The organism is Clostridium sp. AF34-10BH (genome assembly GCF_003478095.1).
Classification (GTDB): domain Bacteria; phylum Bacillota; class Clostridia; order Lachnospirales; family Lachnospiraceae; genus Acetatifactor; species Acetatifactor acetigignens.
In genome coordinates this window covers 21106-43708 of record NZ_QUEC01000022.1, presented here as the reverse complement: position 1 = coordinate 43708, position 22603 = coordinate 21106, and the positions used below count along the sequence as shown (strand labels likewise).

Sequence of the window (22603 nt, the reverse complement as noted above, 5' to 3'; positions counted from 1 at the left end):
GGGGCGTAGATATAAGGAGCATGCTGATTAAGCCCCGGGGAGATCGAGAGAGCGGGGCGCAGAGAGGCAAAGAAACAAAATAAGCCCTAGGAAGATTGAGGGAGCGGGGCGCAGAGAGGAAAAGAAGCTGATTAAGCCCCGGGGAGATCGAGAGAGCGGGGCGCAGAGAATCAAAGAAGCTGATTAAGCCCCGGGGAGATCGAGAGAGCGGGGCGCAGAGAGGAAAAGAAGCTAAATAAGCCCCGGGAAGATCGAGAGAGCGGGGCGCAGAGAGGAAAAGAGGCTGATTAAGCCCCGGGGAGATCGAGAGAGCGGGGCGCAGAGAGGAAAAGAAACTAAATAAGCCCCGGGGAGATCGAGAGAGCGGGGCGCAGAGAGGAAAAGAAGCTGATTAAGCCCCCGGGGCATGAAACCACGGGGGCACAAAGTCAAGGTATATCATGGAATAGAAATGAAAAACTTTCAAATGTATCAATTATCTCTTGCAGAACGGATCCCCACCATTCTTGAATAATGTGATCATTTCTTGACCGACACTGATAGTGGAGGGCAGATCCGGGACATCCTCTCTGGAGAACCAGACAGCCTCGCCAAGCTCCGATTCCTGCAAAGTAATAGAAGGATCCCCCTCCAGCTTCGCGAAGAAGCCGATCATGGCGGAATCACTGAAGGACCAGGGCTGGGATTTGTAATAGACCAGATCGCTGACCTTTAAACCGACTTCTTCCATGATTTCCCGGCGGGCAGCACCTTTGAAGGTCTCACCGACTTCCACGAAGCCGGCCACCAGTGCCCAGTGACGATAGGAACCGCCGGCGTAACGGGTCAGCAGGATCTTGTCCCGCTCGGTATCCACGATGGCAATAATGACGGCTGGAGAGATCTTGGGATATTCAATCTGACCGCACTCCGGACAGATGCAGGCCCGTTCCGTAGTGCTGGGAACTGTGGGATGCCCGCAGCGGCCACAGAATTTCCGGTCCAGACGGAAACGATTGATCTGGGTGGCAGTGATTCCAGCAAATGCCAGATATTCCGGCTCAAAATTACGGAACATACCGGAGGCGTAGAGGTCTTCTTCCGGGAGCATGAGAGCACCGGCGTCCTCCGTCGTCTTGCGGAAGAATGCTCGGTCATCAATGGAAAAGAGATATTCACAGTCCAGAAAAAAACGTTCCATAGGCTGACGGATTCCCAAGAGTCCATGGACTTCTTCAAAAGTAGGAAGATATACTTGAGAATGCTCCGAGATGCCGGCACCGGCGGAAGTATCCGTTACATCACTGTTTTCTGTATGGGAGGGCAGATAGACCTTTTCTCCGTCAAATAACAGCAGATAATCGGAAGGCTTTGGCTCCTGATTTCGGAATTCCGGATAGTATTTATGTGGTTCAATTTTATGGATCATCATAGGCATTTCTCCTTTTATGGCTATTTTTCAGAAAGTGTTCATAAGAATATAGTAGTCCACCGTGGGAGAACTGTCAAACGTAACAGTTCAGCCGCGCCGTTCACGGGAGTCGCATTAACACGCTTTTATGTCACTTCGTGACTACCTTTGCTCATAGATTGGCGCTTAGCTCCTGCACATATTTGCCCGCAAAATCATGCAAGCATGATTTCTGCTCCCAGATATGTTCAGAACTGAACTGTTGTGGAAATTATTTGAGATTCCGGGATATTTGTGTTAAAATATTTTGTGACTGTTCTGAGGTGTTCATTTCTCGAATGCCCCTGTGAACAGTCACGGAATTTATCAGAAAATACAGCATGAGAGTACAAAAGTGAGTATCTCATGTGGAAACGAGGGATAGTATGTTACAGATGATCTTGCCGGAGGGAAGCAGTTCTCTCCTTGCTTTTTTTGGAATCCTTTTTGCTTTCGGAGCGACAGTACTGGCGACGGCAAAATTAAGCCCGTATCTGCCGAAGGACGCCGGAAGAGAATTTGCCCATGATGGAAAATTGTCCGCGGGAAAGCCAAGAGGCGCCGGAATCATTTTTGTGCTGGCATTTGTGGCATCTGTTTTACTGTTTGCACCCTTAAGCGCAGAGCTGGTGATCTATCTGCTGCTGATCGTGGTATGCATGATGACCGGTTTTCTGGATGACGCCTCCAAGACTCCCTGGGGTGAATACAAAAAAGGGTTTCTGGATCTGTGCGTGGCGGCACTGGTAGCCATCACCTTCCTGAAATACAACTCCAACGTGGTGGAACTGGCACTGTTCCATGTAAAGTTCACGCTGCCTCCCGTAGTATTCGCAATCCTCACGGTGATCCTGGTATGGACCTCCGTGAACGTGACCAACTGCTCCGATGGTGTGGACGGACTCTCCGGAACCCTGTCGATCATTACGATCATGTCCATCTATATCGTGGACCGTATGAAGGACGTCAATGAGACCTATTCTTTCCTGATCCTGCTGTTTGCCGTATGTATTCTGGGCTATTTGTGGTACAATGCCACACCCAGTAAGCTGATGATGGGGGATGCGGGTTCCCGGGCTATGGGATTGTTCATCAGCATCGCTATTTTGAAGAGCGGCTGCCCGTTCCTGTTCATCCCGCTGGCACTGGTGCTGATCCTGGATGGAGGACTGGGACTTCTTAAGGTGTCTCTGCTTCGTTTCCTGAAGATTCATATTTTGAAAAATGTGCGTACTCCCTTGCATGATCATGTGCGTAAGGTGTGGGACTGGTCCAATACACAGACCGTATTCCGTTTTGCCATTATTCAGATCATTCTGTCTCTGGCGGTAATCTACGCAATGCAGTTGTAGAATGCTGGGCACACCGGGACAGCATAGAGACTGCGACCGGTCATCCTCTGCAAGAAAAGAAGGTTGGCTGCCGGAAGGAAAAAGGTCGGCCGTCAGAAGAAAAGAAAGGCGTCTGCCGAAGGAAAAGAAGGTCGGTCGCCGAAGAAAAAGAAGGACGGCTGTTGGTAGAAAATCAGCGTGCCGAGCCGGGAGAAAAACTGTCAATAAATGATATAAGTAATTGAACAGATAGAAATGGAGAAATTATGTACGATGAATTAACCCCCACTGACATTAAGAAAATGGAAGATGAGATCGAGTATCGTAAGCTGGTGGTGCGTCCCAAGGCACTGGAGGACGTGAAGGAAGCCAGAGCCCACGGAGATCTCAGTGAGAATTTTGAATATTATGCAGCGAAAAAATACAAGAATCAGAACGAGAGCCGGATCCGTTATCTGGAGAGAATGATCAAGACCGCAAAGGTGATCTCCGAGAACTCCGCCGTGGATGAGGTGGGCATCAACAACACTGTTACCGTGGAATTCATCGACGACGGCACGGAAGAGGATTACAAGATCGTGACCACCGTTCGCGGAAACTCACTGGAAGGTCTGATCAGCAACGAATCTCCGCTGGGCAAGGCACTGCTTGGCAAAAAAGTGGGTGATGTGGTCCATGTGCAGGTCAATGCCAATGTGGGCTATGACGTAGAGATCAAGGCGCTGAAAAACACTGAGGATGACGGGGACAAGATCCGCAGCTTCTAATGCTTTGCGGACCCCACAAGCTATAGAAAGAAAGGGTAACTATTCAGAGCCTCATAACAATTACAGAATATTCTTGCGGATCCCGGTATTCAATGAATATTTTGCGATAGTTACAGGGCTTGGAACAGATACAAAAAAAGGAATTATAAGAATGAAAAAATATCTGCTGTTTGATCTGGACGGTACACTGACAGATCCCAAAATTGGAATTACGACCTGCGTGCAGTATGCGCTGCACTCTTTCGGTATTGAGGAACCTGATCTGGACAAGCTGGAGCCTTTTATCGGACCGCCCTTACGGGACAGCTTTATGGAATTCTACGGTTTTACCGCTGAGCAGGCGGAGGAGGCCGTGGCAAAATACAGAGAGCGTTTTCAGAATACGGGTATTTTTGAAAATGAAGTTTATGCCGGTATTCCGGAGATGCTGAAGAACCTGCAATCCAAGGGCTATTTTCTGGCACTGGCTTCCAGCAAACCCCAGATCTATGTAGAACGCATACTGGAGCATTTTGATCTGAAAAAATATTTTGCCGTGGTGGTAGGCAGTGAGCTGGACGGCACCAGAGAGACGAAGGATCAGGTGGTGCAGGAGACCCTGCATCAGCTGTTCAAGGAGAATCCCATAGAGCCGGATCAGGTCTACATGATCGGTGACAGAAAGTTCGATGTGGAAGGAGCCAGAGCGTTGGGCGTGGAGAGCGTGGGCGTGACTTATGGCTACGGAAGCAAGGAAGAGTTAAAGGAAGCAAAAGCGGACTACATCGTACAATCCGTGGAAGAACTGGAAAAATTTCTGCTTCGCGGCAGCGAGGAACTGGTGAACAGCAATCCCGACAATAAAAAGAAAAATCCCATGTACCAGAGAATCTGGACCATGGTGTATTCGTTCCTGATGTTTATCCTGGTGCGCAATGCGGTGCAGTATGCGCTGCTGGCACTGTTGTATCAGCTGGCACAGTCTGGTGCTTCCGGTGGACTGGTAGATCTGCTGATCCTGCGGGATGAGACCGGCGCCTATAACGGCTATTCCGGAGATGTGTCCAGTATCATAGCGGCACTGGGCTTCATCGGCGGAGCACTGGCGGTATGGTCCACGGCAAAGCTTCTGATCACGAAGAACAAAGAGGATATGCATTTAAGCCATCTGAAAAAAGAAGGTAAGGCAAAATATGCCCTGCTGGTGGCAGTCACCATCGGTGCCGTTATCGGTTTCAACCTCCTGTTTGAACTTCTGGGAGTGACCAACAAATCCGAAGCCTATACCGAAGTTGCAGCCCAGCAATATTCCGCACACTTTATCGTAGGAATCCTTGTATTCGGCTTCATCTCCCCCATAGCAGAGGAGCTTCTGTTCCGCGGAGTTATCTACGGATATCTCCGCAGATTCATGGATATCAAACTCGCCATAGCCCTGTCTGCTCTGATCTTTGGCGTTTACCACATGAATTACGTCCAGGGCGTGTACGGCTTCCTCATCGGCTGCCTGATGGCATATGCTTACGAATACTTTGGAGAGTTCAAAATGGCGGTCTTTGTCCATGTGGCATCCAATGTCCTCGCCTACTGCCTCTCCTATACCGCCATCGCCGTCACCGGCTTCGTCAGCTGGCCCGTATGCGTGATTTTCCTGACAGTGGCAGCAGTATCCCTCGGGATGCTCCATAAACAGAAAAATATATTTTAGGCAATAAAAAAGTACATTTGTCACCATCCAAATACTTGATAAGATATACAAAGATGGACAACGTAACCCAGCAGCCGAAAACAGGGTAAGGATAAGCAGGCCGTAAGCAGACGTCGGCACTTAGTGACCGTACTTTGGTCACTTACGTGCCGCTACGCTCTGCGACAGAGTGCGAACGTGCCGCGTTCCTTGCCCTGTTCTCGACTGCGGAGATATTATATCTTAAAAGGAGCAACATATGAAATTCAGCATTATCGTAGTATGCCTGAACCCCGGCACCAAACTGAATCAGACCCTTGACAGTATCCTGGCCCAGACCTGCCCAGACTTCGAAGTCATCGTCAAGGACGGTGGCAGCCGTGACGGATCCATAGAGTCCATGCGCACTGACGGGCGGATCCATTTCTACCAGGAACCGGATCACAGCATCTACGAGGCTATGAACCAGGCGGTCTCTCATGTGACCGGAGATTACATTCTGTTCTTAAACTGCGGTGACCTCTTCTATGACAAGGAAGTTCTGGCACACACCGCACAATTCATGGAACAGCACCCTATGAAACTGCAAGGCATCTATTACGGAGATACCTACAGCGCGAAAACGGACACGAAGATATCATCCCCGCCCCGAATCACCGGCTTTGTCTGCTACCGCAACATTCCCTGCCATCAGTCCTGCTTCTATGCCGCAGACCTGTGCCGACAGAAGCCCTACGAACCAAAATACAAGATCCGCGCAGATTATGAACATTTTCTGTGGTGCTATTACCGGGCGAAGGCTCCCATGCAGTATCTGGGGCTTACCGTATCTTCCTACGAAGGCGGCGGCTACTCCGAGACAAAGGAGAACCTGAAACGCAGTGCCACAGAGCATAAGGAGATCACGACAAAATACATGAAACCCGTAGAACTGTTCCGTTACCGCGCTGTGATGGCACTGACCCTGGCACCTCTCCGGACCGCAATGGCAGAAAGCAGACATTTCTCTGCAATCTATCAGGGACTGGCAAGCAAAGTGTATGGTCGAAGACAGGAAAAATAGGGAAAATCCCCAAAGAGTTGTGCTAAAAGCATGGCTTAAAAAAGAAAATTGACACAATTCACAGACAACAGCCGTGCGAATAACTGAATTGACAAATTATCTGACAATTCAAGGAAAAATCTATATTTACAAATGAGAAAAATAGGTGTATAGTACAGAAAAGGTCGCAATGAGGCGCTCGAAAGAGTCTCATTGCGACCTTTTTTAGTTGCAGGAAAGTGCTGAAAGCACAGTCTTGCAAATGAGGTTATGAATAGTAACAGACAGATGAAAAAGAGAGAAATAGAAACCCGGAAAGGAGAACTATATGTTTGATGTAAAACAGGAGCTGCCCAAGGCACCGTTATATCGGGAAGAATTTGAGCATGATAACTGCGGTATCGGAGCCTGTGTCAATATTCACGGAGAGAAGAGCCGCGCGACCGTAGAGAATGCGCTGAAGATCGTAGAGAATCTGGAGCACAGAGCCGGTAAGGATGCGGAAGGCAAGACCGGTGACGGTGTCGGTATTCTGACCCAGATTCCCCACAAATTTTTTGCCAGAGTGACCAGGGCTCTGGGCATGGACATCGGCGGAGAGAGAGAATACGGTGTCGGCATGTTCTTCTTCCCGCAGGAAGAACTGCGCCGCAATCAGGCCAAGAAGATGTTCGAGATCATTGTGGAAAAAGAAGGAATGGAATTCCTCGGCTGGCGTGAAGTGCCTACCTTCCCCAATGTGCTGGGACATAAGGCCGTAGAGTGCATGCCCTATATCATGCAGGGATTCGTGAAAAAGCCTGCCGATGTGGAAAAAGGACTTCCCTTTGACCGCAGACTTTATATTGCAAGACGTGTCTTCGAGCAGTCTTCCGATGATACCTATGTAGTTTCTCTTTCCAGCAGAACGATCGTATATAAAGGAATGTTCCTGGTAGGCCAGCTGCGTACCTTCTTCGCAGATTTGCAGAGTGAAGATTACGAATCCGCCATTGCCATGGTACACTCCCGTTTCTCCACCAATACCAATCCCAGCTGGGAACGTGCTCATCCGAACCGTCTGATGGTACACAACGGTGAGATTAACACTATCCGCGGCAATGCCGACAAGATGCTGGCCAGGGAGGAGAACATGGAATCCGAGCATCTGAAAGGCCAGCTGCACAAAGTACTGCCTGCCATCAGCAAGACCGGTTCCGACTCCGCTATGCTGGACAACACGCTGGAATTCCTGGTAATGAGCGGCATGGAACTGCCTCTGGCGGTCATGATCGCTATCCCCGAGCCCTGGGCGAACAACAAGGCCATGTCCCAGACCAAGAGAGATTTCTACCAGTATTACGCTACCATGATGGAGCCCTGGGACGGCCCCGCATCCATCCTGTTCTCCGACGGAGATATCATGGGTGCGGTACTGGACAGAAACGGCCTGCGTCCTTCCCGTTATCTGATCACTGACGATGATACCCTGATCCTGTCTTCCGAGGTAGGTGTCCTTCCTGTTGATCCCACGAAGATCAAGTTAAAGGAAAGACTTCGTCCCGGCAAGATGCTCCTGGTCGATACCGTACAGGGCAGAGTCATTGACGATGAGGAGATCAAGGAAAAATATGCTTCCAGACAGCCCTATGGTGAATGGCTAGACAACAACCTGACAGAATTGAAGAGTATTCACATCCCGAACCAGCGTGTCCCTGAGTACACCTACGAAGAGCGTCAGCGGATGCAGAAAGCTTTCGGTTATACCTACGATGAGATGAAACAGAGCATTCTGCCTATGGCAAAGAACGGCAGTGAAGCGATTGCCGCCATGGGTGTGGATACGCCGCTTCCCGTCTTAAGCAAGACGAACCACCCGCTGTTTCATTATTTCAAGCAGCTGTTTGCACAGGTAACCAACCCGCCCATCGATGCGATCCGTGAGGAGATCGTGACTTCCACCACCGTATACATCGGTACCGAGGGCAACATTCTGGAGGAGACCCCGAAGAACTGTAATGTTCTGAAGGTCAACAACCCGATCCTGACCAACACGGATCTGTTGAAGATCAAGAACATGAAGGTAGACGGATTCAAAGTAGAAGTCGTACCTATCGTATATTACAAGAACACCAGCTTAGAGCGTGCCATTGACAGACTGTTCGTGGAAGTGGACAGAGCTTACAGAGACGGCGTGAACATCCTGATCCTGTCCGACAGAGGCGTGGATGAGAACCATGTGCCCATTCCTTCCCTGCTGGCCGTATCCGCACTGAACCAGTATCTGGTACGCACCAAGAAGAGAACCAGAGTCGCACTGATCCTGGAATCCGGCGAACCCAGAGAGGTACACCATTTTGCTACGCTGCTAGGTTACGGTGCCTGCGCCATCAACCCTTATCTGGCACAGGATACCATCAAGGAACTGATCGAGAGCAATATGCTGGATAAGGATTACTATGCAGCAGTGGATGATTACAACAATGCTGTCCTCCACGGCATCGTCAAGATCGCATCCAAGATGGGTATCAGCACCATCCAGTCCTATCAGGGTTCCCAGATCTTCGAGGCTATCGGTATTGCACCGGAAGTGATCAGTAAGTATTTCTCCAACACCGTATGTCGTGTGGGAGGTATTACCTTAAAAGATATTGAGCAGCAGGTAGACGACCTGCACTCTCAGGCATTTGATCCTCTGGGACTGAAAAACGATCTGACCTTAAACAGCCCCGGACATCACAAGATGCGCAGCGGCGGTGACGAGCATCTGTACAATCCCGCTACCATCCATATGTTACAGGAATCCACCAGACGCGGTGATTACCAGATGTTCAAACAGTACACTGCCATGGTAAACGACGAAGATTCCATCAAGAATCTCAGAGGACTGATGGACTTCAATTATCCGAAAAAGGGTGTGCCTATTGAGGAAGTAGAGCCGGTAGAGACCATTGTGACCAGATTCAAGACCGGTGCCATGTCCTACGGTTCCATTTCCAAAGAAGCCCATGAGACCATGGCCATCGCCATGAACCATCTGCACGGCAAGAGCAATTCCGGTGAAGGCGGTGAGGACCTGGATCGTCTGACCGTCGGACCGGACGGACTGAACCGTTGTTCCGCAATCAAGCAGGTAGCCAGTGGACGTTTTGGTGTTACCAGCCGTTACCTGGTAAGTGCACAGGAGATTCAGATCAAGATGGCACAGGGAGCAAAACCCGGTGAGGGCGGACATCTGCCCGGAGGAAAGGTATATCCCTGGATCGCCAAGACCAGACACTCCACACCCGGTGTGTCCCTGATCTCTCCGCCCCCTCATCACGACATTTATTCCATTGAGGATCTGGCGCAGCTGATCTATGATCTGAAAAATGCCAACACCCAGGCAAGAATCTCTGTAAAACTGGTATCCGAAGCCGGTGTGGGAACCGTAGCAGCCGGTGTAGCCAAGGCGGGAGCACAGGTCATCCTGGTATCCGGTTATGACGGCGGTACCGGTGCGGCACCGAGAAACTCCATCCACAATGCCGGACTTCCCTGGGAGCTGGGACTGGCAGAGACTCATCAGACTCTGATCATGAACGGACTGCGTAATAAAGTCCGCATCGAGACCGACGGTAAGCTCATGAGCGGCAGAGATGTAGCCATCGCAGCCATTTTAGGTGCCGAGGAGTTCGGTTTCGCTACCGCTCCATTGGTAACCATGGGTTGTGTCATGATGAGAGTATGTAATCTGGATACCTGTCCGGTAGGTGTGGCTACCCAGAACCCGGAGCTGCGGAAAAACTTCCGCGGTAAGCCGGAATACGTGGAAAACTTTATGAAATTTATCGCGCAGGAGCTGCGGGAATACATGGCAGCCCTGGGCGTGCGTACCGTAGATGAACTGGTGGGCAGAACCGATCTGCTGAAGAGAAAAGAGCATCTGACCGATCGTCAGGAGGAAGTGGATCTGACCCAGATCTTAAGCAACCCTTACGAAGGCAGCAAGCAGAAGGTGACCTTCGATCCCAAGCAGGTCTATGACTTCCAGCTGGAGAAGACGCTGGATGAGAAGGTGCTGTTAAAGCAACTGGGCAAAGCTATTGATGCGGGACAGAAGCGCAGCATTGAAGTGGATGTCAGCAACACCGATCGTGCTTTCGGTACGATCCTCGGAAGTGAGATCACCAGAAAATTGGGCGATGATGTGGAAGAGGATACCTACCATGTACTGTGCAAGGGTGCCGGCGGACAGTCCTTCGGAGCCTTTATCCCCAAGGGCCTGACTCTGGAACTGGTAGGCGACAGCAATGACTACTTCGGTAAGGGCTTATCCGGCGGTAAGCTGGTGGTATATCCTCCTCAGGGCAGCAAGTTCAAGGCGGAGGAAAATATCATCATCGGTAATGTGGCACTGTACGGTGCAACCTCCGGTAAAGCATTCATTAACGGTGTGGCAGGCGAACGTTTCTGCGTACGTAACTCAGGTGCTATCGCAGTCGTCGAAGGTGTAGGTGATCATGGCTGTGAATACATGACCGGCGGTCGTGTGGTAGTTCTCGGTATGACCGGTAAAAATTTCGCAGCCGGTATGAGCGGCGGTATCGCTTATGTACTGGATGAAGGCAACGATCTGTACAAGCGCCTGAATAAGGAAATGGTATCTTCCAGTGAGATCACATCCAAATATGATGTGCTGGAACTGAAATCCATGATCCAGGAGCATGTGGCACTGACCAATTCCGCCAAGGGTAAGGAAGTGCTGGACAACTTTGGAGAGTATCTGCCCAAGTTCAAGAAGATCATCCCTCATGATTATGAGAGAGTCTTAAAGACCATCGTCCAGATGGAGGAAAAAGGACTGAGCGCAGAGCAGGCACAGATCGAAGCATTCTATGCCAACACCAGAAAGTAGGAGGGCAGTGTGAAAAGTAATCTTGATAGATTGCTTTTCACACGACTAATTTGTGCCGCGGGCGCCACAAATTAGTTTATCGCAGAACTAAATATGAAATTTAGTTCGCGATTCTTCCGACGCCGAAGCGTCTGCAGAATGGAGAGAGTCATGGGAAAACCAACGGGATTTATGGAATATAAAAGGGAAGTCAGCGTGGCTGAGGATCCTAAGAAGAGAATACAGCATTTTAACGAATTCCATGAGCATCTGCCGAAGGAAAAGCAGCGCTTACAGGGTGCCAGATGTATGGAATGCGGTGTGCCGTTCTGCCAGTCGGGCATGATGATCTGCGGTATGGCCAGCGGATGTCCCCTGCACAATCTGGTGCCGGAGTGGAACGATCTGGTATATACCGGCAACTGGCAACAGGCTTACAACCGCCTGAAAAAGACCAACAATTTCCCCGAATTCACGTCCAGAGTATGTCCGGCTCTGTGTGAGGCGGCATGTACCTGTGGATTGAATGGGGATCCGGTCTCCACCAAGGAGAACGAATATGCAATTATTGAAAATGCCTACAGCGAGGGTTATGCGGCAGCCAAGCCCCCTGTGGTGCGTACCGGCAAAAAGGTGGCAGTCATCGGCAGCGGTCCTTCCGGACTGGCAGCGGCGGATCTGCTGAACCAGAGAGGACATCAGGTCACAGTATTTGAGCGCTCCGACCGTGTGGGAGGACTGTTGATGTACGGCATCCCTAACATGAAGCTGGAGAAACAGATCATTGACCGTAAGATAGCCATCATGAAGAAAGAGGGCGTCACCTTTGTCACCGGTACGGATATCGGTAAGGACATCAAGGCATCCAAGCTGTTACATGATTTTGACCGTGTCGTACTGGCCTGTGGTGCTTCCAATCCCAGAGACATCAATGCGCCAGGCAGAGATGCCAGGGGAATCTATTTCGCGGTGGATTTTCTGAAAGCCAATACCAAGAGCCTGCTGGATTCGAACTTTGAAGATAAAAAATATGTGGAGACCAAGGGTAAGAACGTGGTCATCATCGGCGGTGGTGATACCGGTAATGACTGTGTGGGAACTTCCATCCGTCACGGTGCCAAGTCTGTAACCCAGATCGAGATGATGCCCAAGGCTCCGGACAAGAGAGCAGAGAACAATCCCTGGCCCGAATGGCCGAAGGTCTGCAAGACCGATTACGGTCAGGAAGAAGCCATTGCAGTCTACGGACATGATCCGAGAATCTATGAATCTACGGTTAAGGAATTTATCAAGGATAAGAACGGCAACCTGAAAGCCGTGAAGATCGTGAAGCTGTCCTGGGAAAAGGATCCTGCTACCGGACGCATGAAGATGCAGGAGATTGCCGGAAGTGAGCAGATCCTGGATGCGGAGATCGTACTGATCGCAGCAGGATTTTTGGGAAGTCAGAAATATATTACCGATGCTTTCGGGGTGGAATTAAATGAACGCACCAACGTAAAAACTGCCCCCGGCAAATACCAGACCAGTGTGGAAAATGTATTCGTCACCGGTGATATGCACAGAGGACAGTCCCTGGTGGTGTGGGCGATCCGTGAAGGCAGAGAAGCCGCACATGCTGTGGATGAGAGCCTGATGGGCTACTCTAATCTGGTGATCCAGTAGAGGTATTATTCTCGTAGATGGATCTCAGACCTTTCATAAGAAGATTCTGATCGATATGGATCTTCGTTTCACAATGTGGAATGACGGTCGTTGCGTACCCTCCGGTGGCAACGACCGTTGCTTTTTGCCCTAACTCTGTCTGGATACGGCGGATCAGTCCGTCGATGGCACAGGCGTTGCCCAAGAGCATTCCCCCGGTGATGCATTCCTGCGTATTCGCACCGATGGTGTGGGCGGGCATATGAATGTCCCCTTTCGGGAGCTGGGCGGTCCTGCCTAAAAGTGCCCTGTGGGCGGTTCCAACGCCGGGAAGGATCAGGCCACCTAAAAAGCGACGGTTCTCATCCAACACGTTAAATGTCGTGGCGGTGCCCAGATCAATGGTGATCAGTGGCAGAGGATAGCGGGAAATGGCTCCGGCGATATCTGCCAGGCGGTCGCAGCCCACCTTTTCCGGAAATTCCGTACAGATCTCATAGCCAAGATCCAGTTCATGGGTAAGAAGCAGAGGCTTCTGCCCCATAAAAGCTTCCAGAGCAGAGGAAAAAACGGCTGTCACCGAAGGCACAACCGAGGAGATCACAGATCCCTCAAAGGCTTCGGCGGACAGACCGTGTTTGTCTAAAATCATATTCAGTTTTTTTCTATATCCGGCATCAGACAGGGGACGGCGGGACGATAGCTTCTCAATAAAGAGCAGCTTATTTCCCTGAAATCCCCCGATGCCGATCGTAGTATTTCCGATGTCGATTGTCAGTACCACGGGTATACTCCTGTTATGCTGCAGACTCTGCTTTCTGATATACAGGAATGACTTTTGCCTTGATCAGTGCCAGCCCTACCGCTCCGGTCAGGAACGTGGATGCACACATCTCGAAGACCGCATTCACACCTACAAAAGAGCAGATGAATAAAATCGCGTTTTTACCACCCATCAGTCCCTGCACATAGGAAGTATTGCCGAACAGCAGTACTAAAAGGGACATGAAAAATGCGGTGTTGAAAAATGCGCTGCAAAATCCGGTGATCATGCAGGCGATTCTGTCTCCTACGGCTTTGCGGCTGTAACGGAAGACATATCCCAACAGAAATCCGTCCAGAAGTCTGGGGATGAAACGCTGGATGAAGGCCAACACAGGGTTGATGCCAAAAAGCATTGCTCCCATGGCGCTGGTGCCTCCCACGCCGATGCATTGCAAAAAGCTGGTCAATCCGAATACTGCTCCCATGGCGGCTCCGCCTACAGGGCCAAGAGTGATTGCAGCCAGTGCAACGGGGATGACATTGAAGGTGATTGCCAGGGGGCCGATGTTCAGGTACCCGAGCGGGGTATAAGCCATCAGCAAAAGTACCGCAGCAAACAATCCCATCAACGTGAGTCGCATTGTCTTACTTTGTTTGTTCATATGAAATTTTCCTCCTTGTTACCATTCTCCCTCTGGGAGATACAATACAAGCTGCCCCGGTGATTCGGGACACTCCTACTGTTTATATCATATCCCGGACAAAAAGAAAAGTGATATTTGCATAAAATATGCACTTATGGTATTTTAGGAGTACAGTTTTGAAGTATTTTTGATAAATCAGGCAAAAGGAGACGACTATGCTGAAGGGAAAGACCGTAGTTCTGGCAATCTCGGGAAGTATTGCTGCATATAAAATGGCCAATGTAGCGCGGATGCTGTTAAAACAGCACTGTGATGTGGAAGTGCTGATGACACAGAATGCCACGCAGTTCATTAACCCCATTACTTTTGAAAGTCTGACGGGACATAAATGTCTGGTGGACACCTTTGACCGCAATTTCCAGTACAGTGTGGAACATGTGGCACTGGCAAAGCGGGCGGATGTGGTTCTGGTGGCACCGGCTTCTGCCAATGTGATCGGCAAGATTGCAAACGGCATCGCAGATGATATGTTGACTACTACGGTCATGGCATGTCCCTGCAAGAAGATTGTGTCCCCTGCCATGAATCATAATATGTATCACAACCCCATCGTGCAGGATAATATCGAAAAATTAAAGCATTTCGGCTATGAGATCATCACTCCGGCCACGGGAATGCTGGCCAACGGCGATATCGGTGACGGCAGAATGCCGGAGGAGTCCGTACTGTTCGAAGCCGTGGTGAAGGAGATCGCCTGCGAGAAGGATCTGGCGGGCAAAAAGGTGCTGATCTCCGCAGGTGCCACCAGAGAACCCATTGACCCGGTGCGTTTTATCACGAATCACTCCAGTGGAAAAATGGGTTATGCCCTGGCGAGAGCTGCAATGCACCGCGGCGCAGAAGTGACGGTGGTGGCAGCCCATACGGATGTGGAGCCGCCTTTGTTTGTAAATGTGGTGCCGGTACAGACGGCAGAAGAGATGTACGATGCAATCGTGTCCAGAGCGCAGGACTATGATTTTGTCATCAAGGCAGCAGCCGTGGCAGACTACACCCCGGCAGTGACAGCAGACAATAAGATTAAGAAAAAAGACGGAGACATGTCGATCCCTCTGGTGCGGACGAAGGATATTTTGAAGACCCTTGGGGAAGACAAGAGACCGGGACAGATTTTGTGTGGATTTTCCATGGAGACGGAAAATGTACTGGAGAATTCCCGGAAGAAGCTGGAGAGCAAGCACTGTGACATGATCTGTGCCAACAGTTTGAAGAGCGCAGGAGCGGGCTTTGGCACGGACACCAATATTGTGACACTGATCACAAAGAATTCCGAGGAGAGCCTGGAACTGATGAGCAAGGAACAGGTGGCACATAAAATTCTGGATAAGTTGCTTGCAATAGTTCAGCCATAGAACAGCAGAACGAATGCGAGGGGGCTTGCACACAAAGCGTTAATTCTGTAGAAAAATCATTTGCTTCTATGCAAAAAGATGGTATGATAGAAGCAATGATGTATAGCCGCGTAGACGGCGGATTGAGAGGACGAAATGGACAAGATTATTTTGACAGGTGACAGACCTACCGGAAGATTACATGTGGGACATTATGTAGGCTCCCTGAGAAGACGTGTAGAGCTGCAGAATTCCGGTGAATATAAGAAAACTTTTATCATGATCGCAGATGCACAGGCACTGACGGACAATATCGAGAATCCCGAGAAGGTGCGTCAGAATATTATCGAAGTGGCGCTGGACTACATGTCCTGCGGACTGGATCCCAGTAAGGCAACAATCTTCATCCAGTCTCAGATTTCCGAGCTGTGTGAACTGACCTTCTATTACATGGATTTGGTAACCGTAGCCAGATTACAGAGAAACCCGACCGTAAAGAGTGAGATTCAGATGCGTAACTTCGAAGCCAGCATCCCTGTGGGATTTTTTACCTATCCCATCAGCCAGGCTTCCGATATTACCGCTTTCAAGGCGACCACCGTTCCCGTAGGTGGTGATCAGCTGCCCATGATCGAACAGACCAGAGAGATCGTACACAAATTCAACACCGTATATGCACCGGTACTGGTAGAGCCCAAGGCATTGTTGCCTGAAAATGAGGCATGTCAGCGACTGCCCGGCATCGATGGCAAGGCGAAAATGAGTAAATCCCTTGGCAACTGCATCTATCTGGCAGACAGCGCAGACGATGTACGCACCAAGATCATGAGTATGTACACCGATCCCGAGCATCTGTTGGTCAGCGATCCCGGACATCTGGAGGGCAACACGGTATTCACTTACCTGGATGCTTTCTGCAAGCCGGAGCACTTCGAGAGATACCTGCCGGATTACGCAAATCTGGACGAGTTAAAGGCGCATTATACCAGAGGCGGTCTGGGTGACGTGAAGGTGAAGAAGTTCCTGAACAACGTAATGCAGGAGACCTTGGAGCCCATCCGTAACCGTAGAAAAGAACTGGAGAAGGATATTCCCGCAGTATATGAGATCCTGAAGAAGGGCAGTGACGAGGCCCGTGAAGTGGCAGCACAGACCCTGTCTGAGGTAAAGAGCGCTATGCGTATCAATTACTTCGACGATGCAGAACTGATCCGTATGCAGAGTGAGAAGTACGAAGGACAATAAGAATAGTAAAAGATAACAAAAGGACGTTTCCGGAAAAACCGGAAGCGTCCTTTTTTGGGGGATTAATTGCTGTAATCTACGTATATGGAATTTTTTCCAAAGTATTGGGCGGTCTTTTTACTGGTGGGATCCTCCGGGTCTCCGGGGAGATCACCGGTATAGATCATGGCAGGCTGATGGATAAACGGCGTCAGAACCACATCCGTAATCTCCGGATTATTCAACAGAAGCAGTCGTTCTTCGTATTCTGCAGCATAGGCAGCGGCTTCCCCGTCTGCCAGCACCTGGATCGCTTTTGCGGCGGAGGTCTCCTGCCATACTCCGGTGAAAAGGATGACGGCCAACAGGACCGTCATGGCGACATAACGGGCAATTTTCAACTTGCCGAGGACCGCCATTTTCTCCGGAGTATTCTGACGCATTCGCAGCTTCCGGACTATATATCCGAGCCAGTAGAAGAACACAGCAAAACTGATCAGCAGAAACGTATAGTAGACAATGGCTACGGCCCGGCCGGGTCCTGTGGAGTTCATGGTATAGAACAGAGGACAGGACATGGAGCAGAACAATCCGTAGGAATATCCGGTAAAAAGGAGGGGATGGGAGAAAAATCCCCAGTTTTTCTTCTGTAAAATGCGCAGGAAGACCGGCAGCAGAAGCAGGGCGGCAAGCAGCCACCACAGTCCGGTCCAGGCGAAGGTATAGCGGACACCCTGCAACAGGCACTTTGCAATGGCTTTCCACGCGGGAATTTTCCACATGCCGTCCTGCCGCACCTGATTGCCGGGGGCCATGGCACTGACGGCAAAAGATAGCAGGAGAACAGCAGAGGTAATTCCGCAGACATAAGTCTTTTTATTTCTCTGCAACAGCAGTAGAAAGGTTACGGTTACCACAAACAGCATGCAGGGGAGAAGGGACACGTAATTGCCACCGCCTAAGAAAATTGCGAACAGGAGAAGCGGAAGCATCAGTATCTTTTTCCCATTGTACAGGTAGCGAAGCAATGTGCCCAGGAAAAACAGGGTCACGGCAAAGAAACCGGTGTAATACATGGAGCCGTTGTACCAGTAAAAGCTGTCGCTCTGAAAGGCCACTGTCTGGATGCACAGGAAACTGAATACTGAGGAAATCGTGATCCATTCCCCACATGTTCCCGGCAGGAAATGGCAGACCAGAGGCCGTAGCAGATAGAAAATGCTGCCGCACAGCAAAAGAAGGATCACAAAAGTCACCAGATGATAGGCGGTATTGGAGAAGGCATTGGGCGCAAGATACATCAGAAACAGCGCTGAATAGGTTCCCTGCCAGATCTGATAGCTTTTGGCGACACCGGCACAGGCGGCGGAAATGGCCTGTGGTATGCTTCCGGTCTGCTGCCAGACCAGATGGGCTTCCGTACCGTAATAATAATCATCCCCGGTGGGATAATTGTAACGCCCCAGCCATACCAGAGGAACCAGGCTGACGAGCAGGACCGCGAGGAAAATATAAGGTTTCCATTTGGCAAATTTATTTTTCATAGAGAATATAACTCCTGAGAGGTTTTTATAATGCTACAGTCAGTATAACATACCTGCAAAGACAGGAAAAGGTACTTGTTTTGCAAAGGAGGGAAGTATATAATCAGCTTAAAGATGGCGGAAGGAGGGCATGCCATGGAAGAAAAGGGTGTCAGAGACCGGAAAAGGGAACCGGAAGAATATAATTTTGACTATGAAGAACTTGCGGATGCAGAGGTGGATTCTGAACAGGCGGGACGACGTGATGATGCTGTATGGGAAACAACCTGTGATACAGAGGATCCGTATACTGTGGAATCGGAGGACTTTACGGAGGATGAGGACTATGGCGAGTACCCGGAAGGGGATGACCTGGATGACTTCGACGAGGGGGACGGGATCGGCTTCCGGTTCCGGCCATGGATGATTCCGGCTTTTGCGGGCATGATGGTTCTGGCGGTCCTGATCTGTATTCCGCTGTGGAAACTGAGCCATCATGACAGAACTACGGAAAATAATGAATTCGCGGCGGTGACAACAGAAGCGCAGAGCTCAGAACAGGCTTCTGCAGAGACCCCGGAGACCGGGATCGCATCGGAAAAGGTGGCAACGGCGGAAGCGGAGACTACACAAATTCCCGAGACGGTTACTCCAGAGCCTGCGGCAGCAGTGACAGAAGCACCGCAACCGACACCTACACAGGCTCCGGAAGCACAGCCGCAGCCGACAGAGGCACCGGTGGCAACCGAAGTCCCCGCTACCAATAATACGGGGGATGCCCTCGCGGAGGGAAATTCCATGACGTTCGGTGATGTGAACGAGACTGTCACTGCCAAGGATGTGAGTAATCTTCGCAGTACACCCTATACCGGAGATGAGGGCAATGTGGTAGGGCAGCTGAAGAACGGAGAGACTCTGGTACGCACCGGAAGGAACGATTCCACCGGATGGTCCAGACTGGAATACAACGGTCAGACGGTTTATGCAGTATCAGCATATCTGACCACGGATCTTACCTATAAGACCCCGGAGAAGCCGACATATCCCAACCGCGTCAGCACCCAGGACGGCAGAGTGATCGTCTTTACGGATTGTGATGATTATATTACCCCCAAAGATCTGATCAATCTGCGGACGGAACCAAGCACCAGCGAGGGAGAGAGCACTGTACGCACCCAGGTGCGGAACGGAACCAATCTGCATCGTACCGGCTACAGTGAAGGATCTGGCTGGTCCAGAGTGGAGTACAACGGTGAGATCCTGTATGCCGTGACCAGCTATGTGATCTCTGGCAGTGCTCCGGAATGACCGACGTATTCGGAAGATAGAATGTAAAAGAAGCTGTACCGTAGGGGGCAGCTTCTTTTACATTAAGATTCTATATAGAGAAAAGTATAAGGGGATGGCAAAAATTATTTCGGTCTTACGGTAAGTCTCTGGATCAGACCGTTTTCATCGGTCTCACGAACCGTGGCGATGGCCATGATGTTGTAGCCTCCGAAGTTGGCAATGAACTCGGCCTGCTCATCATTTACGACCTCAGCATCCAGAATGGAGTAGCGGCGGAAGCCGAATTTGTTACGGAAGAACATATTGATGGCCTCTTTTCCGTAGATATGATATTCCTGCTGGGAAGCGGAGGTGGTACAATAGTCACACAGAATGCCATCAGGGGTGAACAACTCTGCAAGTCCGGCAAAATCTTTATTTTCCATAGCTTCTACATATTTTTCAATGGGTCTCATAGCGTGTTCCTCCTTAATATACCTTTTCAGAATTTAACAGTGCGTCAGTACCGCCGTCTACGAACATGATGTTGCCGTTGACACCTCTGGCGGAATCGGATGCCAGGAATACCATCACCTCAGCGATCTCTTCGGGAGCCATCAGACATTCCTGACCGTACTTGGTGGGAATGGGGAGGGCATTCAGTGCCATTTTCGCTGTGGTGCTCATGGTAGCGGTCATGGCAGTATGTACGTTGCCGGGAGCTACCGCATTGATGCGGACACAGTTGGCAGCCCAGGTAGCGGAGACTCTGCGGACCCATCTGGCCAGAGCATATTTGGTGGATACATAGAGACTGTTGCCCACGGAGAGGTTGGTGGAATCCATGGAGGATACCAGGCTTAATACTCTCTTTTCATCACCGATATTGTTCAGCAGATCTACGATATCTTTACGTCCCGCACCCTGGGAAATGGTGTTGGATATGGTGACTACGCAGCTGCCGTGTTTTTTCTTAAGGAGGTCATAGACGCCCTTTGCAATGGCTACGGTTCCGAAATAGTTCAGGGAAATGATCAGTTCCAGATTGCCGCAGGCACCGGAGACACCGGCATTGCAGATCATGCCGTCCAGACCTTCGGGATGCAGCTCATGCAGCTTGTCTACAGCGGCCTGTCTTCCTTCCGGGGTTGCCAGGTTCACGCAGATATCGCCGTCCTTCAGATCGATATTGATGACTTCGTGTCCTTTTTGAAGTAACAGTTCTTTTGTCTTGGCGCCGATTCCGCTGGATGCGCCGGTGATTGCATATACGCCCATGTTAAATCCTCCCTTGTTTTCCGAAGGAAAATCCTGCTCTTCTTGAGGAGCTGCCCTCTTGAGGAGTCACCCCCTTGGCGGGGGGAGAATCTGTCCTTCCTGCTTGCTTTTACTTTATGAGTTCATTATAATAAAATCTGATATCTTTTAAATAACCAAAATAAGAAAAAAAGAGGATACCAGATGCTGACCTATGATCTGACTGCCCGTGGCAGAAAAACCATGTATGAATACTTATATGAAGCGATGAAAGCTGACATCTTGAGCGGCCGGCTGACTGCCGGTGAGAAGCTTCCTTCGAAGCGGGCGTTTGCCGAGCACTTACAGGTCAGTGTCAAGACCGTGGAGAATACCTATGAACAGCTGCTGCTGGAGGGCTATATCCGGTCGGAGGAAAAGAGAGGGTATTTTGTCAACCGTCTGGAAGTGAAGAACGTCTCCGCCCCAGCCTATGCATCCTTTGTGACCCGTTTCCGGGAGGAAGAATATCTGGCGGATCTGACGGCCAACAATATTCAATATGATAAGTTCCCCTTTGCCACCTGGGCGAAGATCATGCGGCAGACCCTGACGGATTATGATACGTCTCTGCTTAAGACGGTTCCTTTTAACGGAGTGGAAAAACTAAGGGTGGCCATTGCAGAGCATTTGTATCGGTACCGTGGCATGCATGTGTCACCGGATCATATTATTGTGGGAGCGGGAACAGAATATCTCTACAGTCGTCTGCTACAGTTATTGGGCAAAAATGCAAAATTCGGTGTGGAAAATCCTGGGTATCGCAAGATTACGAAACTGTATGATGTGGGCGGTGTGACCTGGGATTATGTGGACATTGACGGTCAGGGAATGAAAGTGGAACAGCTGGATCAAAAGGGTATTACCGTGGCGCATGTATCGCCGGAACATCATTTTCCCATCGGACTGGTCATGCCAGTGGGAAGACGGCAGGAACTGCTTCGCTGGGCGGCGGAGGAACCGGAGCGCTATATCGTGGAGGACGATTTCGATTGTGAATTCCGCATGGTGGGAAAGCCGGTTCCCTCCATGCAGTCCATGGACCGCAACCACAGAGTTATTTACATCAACACTTTTTCCAAGACCATGGTGCCATCCCTGCGTATCGGCTATATGGTGCTGCCGGAGAAATTGATGGAACGCTATATTTCCACTATGAATTTTTATTCCTGCACGGTATCCGGTTTTGAACAGTATGCCATGGCAGCGTTTCTGGAAAAAGGGTATTTTGAACGCCATATCCGGAGACTGCTCAACGATTACAGAGGGCAGCGGGAGCGGATCTGCCGGATGTTTCGGGAGTCACCTTTAAGTCAGATCAGCCAGATCTATCAGGATGATGCCGGGACTCATTTTCTGCTGCATGTGCGGACGGAACTTAGTGATGTGGAGATCAAGTGGGCGGCCAGACAGCGGGGAATTCTCGTGAACTGTCTGTCGGAATATTGCTTTGCGGATGCGCAGAAATATCGGGGAATTCTGGTCATTCACTATTCGGATATGGCGGATGAGATATTACAGAAGGTGATTGGGGCGCTGGAGGAGATATTTTGTAACTATTCAGAGCCATGAAAAACTGCATTCTGCGAATGCTTGCATTCAGGCAGATAAGCAGTTTTATATGGCGAAGTAACCACATGAGCAAAAGGAAAGCTACGAAGTAGCGGTTTTGCGAATGGGGTTCTGAATAGTTACAATTTTTTGTAATTCATAATTCTTCCCTAATGCGGGAACACTGACAAAAAAGAATGCAGTGT

At 50.1% G+C, this 22603-nt stretch carries 16 protein-coding genes; 10 read left to right on the top strand and 6 right to left on the bottom strand.

Features of this window, described 5'->3' with window-relative positions; translation table 11 throughout:
• Nucleotides 1-475: 475 nt before the first annotated feature.
• Entirely contained in the window at nucleotides 476-1411 is a 936-nt protein-coding gene (gene nudC / locus DWZ61_RS13850) for an NAD(+) diphosphatase (RefSeq protein WP_347475450.1), read from the bottom strand.
• Between the two features lie 404 nt (nucleotides 1412-1815).
• Between nudC and DWZ61_RS13845 the strand changes: the two genes are divergently transcribed.
• The 6 genes from DWZ61_RS13845 to DWZ61_RS13820 all read left to right on the top strand — a co-directional run bounded on the left by DWZ61_RS13845 (nucleotide 1816) and on the right by DWZ61_RS13820 (nucleotide 12755).
• Nucleotides 1816-2781, top strand: a complete 966-nt coding sequence (locus DWZ61_RS13845) for a phospho-N-acetylmuramoyl-pentapeptide-transferase (protein ID WP_118539176.1) — start codon at nucleotides 1816-1818, stop codon at nucleotides 2779-2781.
• 245 nt (nucleotides 2782-3026) lie between these two features.
• A complete protein-coding gene (gene greA, locus DWZ61_RS13840) occupies nucleotides 3027-3527 on the top strand; it encodes a transcription elongation factor GreA (RefSeq protein WP_118539174.1) in 501 nt (166 codons plus the stop codon).
• A gap of 151 nt (nucleotides 3528-3678) precedes the next feature.
• Nucleotides 3679-5214 carry an HAD hydrolase-like protein gene (locus tag DWZ61_RS20465; protein WP_118539172.1) on the top strand — a complete coding sequence of 512 codons (1536 nt, stop codon included), beginning with the start codon at nucleotides 3679-3681 and terminating at the stop codon, nucleotides 5212-5214.
• A gap of 238 nt (nucleotides 5215-5452) precedes the next feature.
• Complete coding sequence (locus tag DWZ61_RS13830) at nucleotides 5453-6256, top strand: glycosyltransferase (protein WP_022313132.1); 804 nt, start codon at nucleotides 5453-5455, stop codon at nucleotides 6254-6256.
• Nucleotides 6257-6563: 307 nt separating this feature from the next.
• A complete protein-coding gene (gene gltB, locus DWZ61_RS13825) occupies nucleotides 6564-11111 on the top strand; it encodes a glutamate synthase large subunit (protein WP_118539170.1) in 4548 nt (1515 codons plus the stop codon).
• A 150-nt stretch (nucleotides 11112-11261) separates the two neighbouring features.
• Nucleotides 11262-12755: a glutamate synthase subunit beta gene (locus DWZ61_RS13820; RefSeq protein ID WP_117466172.1), complete on the top strand. Its 1494-nt coding sequence runs from the start codon at nucleotides 11262-11264 to the stop codon at nucleotides 12753-12755.
• Here DWZ61_RS13820 and DWZ61_RS13815 read toward each other — a convergent pair.
• Nucleotides 12736-13518, bottom strand: coding sequence for a type III pantothenate kinase (locus tag DWZ61_RS13815; RefSeq protein WP_022313409.1), 783 nt, complete (start codon nucleotides 13516-13518; stop codon nucleotides 12736-12738). The two genes, DWZ61_RS13820 and DWZ61_RS13815, sit on opposite strands and share 20 nt — an antisense overlap.
• A gap of 13 nt (nucleotides 13519-13531) precedes the next feature.
• Nucleotides 13532-14161, bottom strand: a complete 630-nt coding sequence (locus tag DWZ61_RS13810) for an ECF transporter S component (RefSeq protein WP_022313408.1) — start codon at nucleotides 14159-14161, stop codon at nucleotides 13532-13534.
• Nucleotides 14162-14358: 197 nt separating this feature from the next.
• Between DWZ61_RS13810 and coaBC the strand changes: the two genes are divergently transcribed.
• On the top strand, nucleotides 14359-15555 hold the full coding sequence (gene coaBC / locus DWZ61_RS13805) for a bifunctional phosphopantothenoylcysteine decarboxylase/phosphopantothenate--cysteine ligase CoaBC (protein ID WP_118539168.1): 1197 nt from the start codon (nucleotides 14359-14361) through the stop codon (nucleotides 15553-15555).
• 135 nt (nucleotides 15556-15690) lie between these two features.
• Nucleotides 15691-16779 (top strand): tryptophan--tRNA ligase, encoded by a 1089-nt coding sequence (gene trpS / locus DWZ61_RS13800; protein WP_022313406.1) that lies wholly within the window; start codon nucleotides 15691-15693, stop codon nucleotides 16777-16779.
• A 62-nt stretch (nucleotides 16780-16841) separates the two neighbouring features.
• Here the strand turns inward: trpS and DWZ61_RS13795 are convergent, their stop codons facing one another.
• Entirely contained in the window at nucleotides 16842-18302 is a 1461-nt protein-coding gene (locus DWZ61_RS13795) for a DUF6056 family protein (RefSeq protein WP_118539166.1), read from the bottom strand.
• A 135-nt stretch (nucleotides 18303-18437) separates the two neighbouring features.
• Between DWZ61_RS13795 and DWZ61_RS13790 the strand changes: the two genes are divergently transcribed.
• A complete protein-coding gene (locus DWZ61_RS13790) occupies nucleotides 18438-19589 on the top strand; it encodes an SH3 domain-containing protein (RefSeq protein ID WP_147354718.1) in 1152 nt (383 codons plus the stop codon).
• A gap of 104 nt (nucleotides 19590-19693) precedes the next feature.
• Here DWZ61_RS13790 and DWZ61_RS13785 read toward each other — a convergent pair whose 3' ends face one another.
• Both DWZ61_RS13785 and DWZ61_RS13780 read right to left on the bottom strand, forming a co-directional pair.
• Nucleotides 19694-20026: a nuclear transport factor 2 family protein gene (locus DWZ61_RS13785; RefSeq protein WP_118539162.1), complete on the bottom strand. Its 333-nt coding sequence runs from the start codon at nucleotides 20024-20026 to the stop codon at nucleotides 19694-19696.
• A 13-nt stretch (nucleotides 20027-20039) separates the two neighbouring features.
• The gene (locus tag DWZ61_RS13780; protein WP_118539160.1) at nucleotides 20040-20828 is read right to left on the bottom strand and encodes an SDR family oxidoreductase; all 789 of its coding nucleotides are present in this window, start codon (nucleotides 20826-20828) and stop codon (nucleotides 20040-20042) included.
• A 183-nt stretch (nucleotides 20829-21011) separates the two neighbouring features.
• Between DWZ61_RS13780 and DWZ61_RS13775 the strand changes: the two genes are divergently transcribed.
• A complete protein-coding gene (locus tag DWZ61_RS13775) occupies nucleotides 21012-22418 on the top strand; it encodes a PLP-dependent aminotransferase family protein (protein ID WP_227733197.1) in 1407 nt (468 codons plus the stop codon).
• Nucleotides 22419-22603: the final 185 nt, after the last annotated feature.

What these genes read in the sequence shown, in the direction of transcription:
- nudC (WP_347475450.1), bottom strand. Translation starts at nt 1,411, where the DNA reads ATGATGATCCATAAAATTGAACCACATAAATACTATCCGGAATTCCGA.
- DWZ61_RS13845 (WP_118539176.1), top strand. Translation starts at nt 1,816, where the DNA reads ATGTTACAGATGATCTTGCCGGAGGGAAGCAGTTCTCTCCTTGCTTTT.
- greA (WP_118539174.1), top strand. Translation starts at nt 3,027, where the DNA reads ATGTACGATGAATTAACCCCCACTGACATTAAGAAAATGGAAGATGAG.
- DWZ61_RS20465 (WP_118539172.1), top strand. Translation starts at nt 3,679, where the DNA reads ATGAAAAAATATCTGCTGTTTGATCTGGACGGTACACTGACAGATCCC.
- DWZ61_RS13830 (WP_022313132.1), top strand. Translation starts at nt 5,453, where the DNA reads ATGAAATTCAGCATTATCGTAGTATGCCTGAACCCCGGCACCAAACTG.
- gltB (WP_118539170.1), top strand. Translation starts at nt 6,564, where the DNA reads ATGTTTGATGTAAAACAGGAGCTGCCCAAGGCACCGTTATATCGGGAA.
- DWZ61_RS13820 (WP_117466172.1), top strand. Translation starts at nt 11,262, where the DNA reads ATGGGAAAACCAACGGGATTTATGGAATATAAAAGGGAAGTCAGCGTG.
- DWZ61_RS13810 (WP_022313408.1), bottom strand. Translation starts at nt 14,161, where the DNA reads ATGAACAAACAAAGTAAGACAATGCGACTCACGTTGATGGGATTGTTT.
- coaBC (WP_118539168.1), top strand. Translation starts at nt 14,359, where the DNA reads ATGCTGAAGGGAAAGACCGTAGTTCTGGCAATCTCGGGAAGTATTGCT.
- trpS (WP_022313406.1), top strand. Translation starts at nt 15,691, where the DNA reads ATGGACAAGATTATTTTGACAGGTGACAGACCTACCGGAAGATTACAT.
- DWZ61_RS13795 (WP_118539166.1), bottom strand. Translation starts at nt 18,302, where the DNA reads ATGAAAAATAAATTTGCCAAATGGAAACCTTATATTTTCCTCGCGGTC.
- DWZ61_RS13790 (WP_147354718.1), top strand. Translation starts at nt 18,438, where the DNA reads ATGGAAGAAAAGGGTGTCAGAGACCGGAAAAGGGAACCGGAAGAATAT.
- DWZ61_RS13785 (WP_118539162.1), bottom strand. Translation starts at nt 20,026, where the DNA reads ATGAGACCCATTGAAAAATATGTAGAAGCTATGGAAAATAAAGATTTT.
- DWZ61_RS13780 (WP_118539160.1), bottom strand. Translation starts at nt 20,828, where the DNA reads ATGGGCGTATATGCAATCACCGGCGCATCCAGCGGAATCGGCGCCAAG.
- DWZ61_RS13775 (WP_227733197.1), top strand. Translation starts at nt 21,012, where the DNA reads ATGCTGACCTATGATCTGACTGCCCGTGGCAGAAAAACCATGTATGAA.